5 protein-coding genes and 1 pseudogene are annotated in these 1,588 nt (G+C 50.4%); 2 read left to right on the plus strand and 4 right to left on the minus strand.

The annotated features are described in order from the left end of the window. Together ACRPFF_RS10985 and ACRPFF_RS10990 are read left to right on the plus strand one after the other, a co-directional pair. Nucleotides 1-193, plus strand: a pseudogene (locus tag ACRPFF_RS10985) (MbeB family mobilization protein); the annotation flags it as partial. Nucleotides 194-239: 46 nt separating this feature from the next. Beyond that, nucleotides 240-494, plus strand: coding sequence for a Cryptic plasmid protein A (locus ACRPFF_RS10990; protein WP_003690227.1), 255 nt, complete (start codon nucleotides 240-242; stop codon nucleotides 492-494). On the opposite strand, the gene ACRPFF_RS10995 is transcribed toward ACRPFF_RS10990, so the two are convergent. From ACRPFF_RS10995 to ACRPFF_RS11010, 4 genes are read right to left on the minus strand one after another with little or no spacing between them, the layout of a single operon-like run. Next, a complete protein-coding gene (locus ACRPFF_RS10995) occupies nucleotides 472-750 on the minus strand; it encodes an endoribonuclease VapD (protein WP_003690225.1) in 279 nt (92 codons plus the stop codon). The two genes, ACRPFF_RS10990 and ACRPFF_RS10995, sit on opposite strands and share 23 nt — an antisense overlap. Continuing rightward, the gene (locus ACRPFF_RS11000; protein ID WP_003690223.1) at nucleotides 750-935 is read right to left on the minus strand and encodes a DUF5397 family protein; all 186 of its coding nucleotides are present in this window, start codon (nucleotides 933-935) and stop codon (nucleotides 750-752) included. Before ACRPFF_RS11000 ends, ACRPFF_RS10995 begins: the two co-directional genes overlap by 1 nt. Before the next feature lie 2 nt (nucleotides 936-937). Continuing rightward, nucleotides 938-1,183, minus strand: coding sequence for a hypothetical protein (locus ACRPFF_RS11005; protein WP_003690221.1), 246 nt, complete (start codon nucleotides 1,181-1,183; stop codon nucleotides 938-940). Beyond that, nucleotides 1,180-1,422, minus strand: a complete 243-nt coding sequence (locus ACRPFF_RS11010; RefSeq protein WP_003690220.1) for an HTH domain-containing protein — start codon at nucleotides 1,420-1,422, stop codon at nucleotides 1,180-1,182. Before ACRPFF_RS11010 ends, ACRPFF_RS11005 begins: the two co-directional genes overlap by 4 nt. Nucleotides 1,423-1,588 lie beyond the last annotated feature (166 nt).

The raw sequence follows: 1,588 nt of genomic DNA on the forward strand, positions 1-1,588 counted from the left end.
AGAGAGCAATCACGCAGCAATCGAGCAGCGAATGATGAAAGCCTTAACGCACTTGGGCGAAAGGTTGGCAGAGCTAGAGCAGGAAAACACGAGTTTAGCGCAGCAGCTAGCGAGCTTGGCAGCCGAGTTAGAGCGGCAGAGCGAAATACAGCAACGGCAGAGCGAAATCTTGAATCAACTAGCCAAACGATAAGCCAACGACACAAACGAACCCAAAGCAGGGGATGGGGAATGAGCCGATGATTACCGAGAACGAACGCGACAGGCGAACAGCCGCATGGCTGATAGAGACCTACGGGGCAGAAGCCGTAGCGGAAGCAGAAACCCGCATTGCGGGCGCGAGAAAGCCCTATCCGAGCAATATCGCCAAAGTATTGGGGGCTAGCCTACCCGAAGCCCTAAAACGCACAGAAAACGCCGCAGCGCGCCAAAAACTGGCAGGGCTGCGGCGGATGTTGGACGGTAAGGCAGTTAAGACTTCACAAGACTTGTGAAATCAGACCACTGCTCAATGCGGAACGCCCGAATATCGCGGACAGAAGACGGAAACCAAGGCAGAGCTTTTAGCTCGTTGATGGCTGAAAACAGGTTAGCCATATCTTCGTTTTGGCAGGTGTACAAACTTCCCTGAATGCGGGTAAAGCCGAATTTCCGCAGGGTGTATCCAATATCCGCGTAGGCTTGGGAAATGCCTTTCGGATGGTTTTGAGCGGTATCGGCAACCACCAAATCAAAAGAAATCGCGTACATTAGGCAGCCTTTGGGTCTTGAACGATGTGGGACAGTTTGTATTGCGTGTGTTCGCCGCTTTCCGGCAGTTCAATATTTACGAGCCAATCGCCGTCCGGAAGCTGTTCGGCAGGCGTGCCGACGATGTACATCACGCCGTAATCGCCAAAGGTGCGGATTGAACCGGTGGGGATAGTGGTTTGCATGGTTAGTTCTCCTGTTGGGTTTGGTTTTCAGGCTGGTTTGTCATGTACAAAACCCGTTGGGCAGCTTTTTCGGCTGTTGTGCGTTTGATGCCGTCAGGCAGAAAAATTCTCCATTTTTTGGCTAGAACTATATCTGCAAGATCATCAACCGTTGCGCTTTTCAAAGCAGGATTTGCGTTAATTTCCGAATACAGAAAATCTTTGAATGCCGAGTACAGAGCATCGCGGTTTATTGCGTATCTTGTCATGCTGTTTCGCTTTGGTTGTCAGTTTCAGACGGCATAGGCTTGCCGCGCCTGTACCAAGTGGCGCGGGAAATGCCGAAGTGTTCCCACGGTTTATCGCGGCTGATAGAGTTTTCGGCTAGGTAGTCGGCGCGGGATTGCGACCATGCCCGAAAAACGGTTCTTGTGGAACAGCCGAAGCGTTTTGCCAGTTCTTTAGCCGTAACGTCTCGCTTGGTGGTTTTCAGTTTTGGATAGGCCATATTTCAAAGCTCCGTGATGATTTTTGTTCTGCCTGCATTGATGGTTGTTTTCCGCAAACTATTCCGATGAGCCTGCAATTCCGAAAACCGTCGATTGCTGGCTGCAATATCAAACTTGTACCAAACCCAGTTAGCGATTGATTTGGAGATACATTTCACTTCTTTT

Source organism: Neisseria sp. SLRRB23, assembly GCF_050896295.1.
Classification (GTDB): domain Bacteria; phylum Pseudomonadota; class Gammaproteobacteria; order Burkholderiales; family Neisseriaceae; genus Neisseria.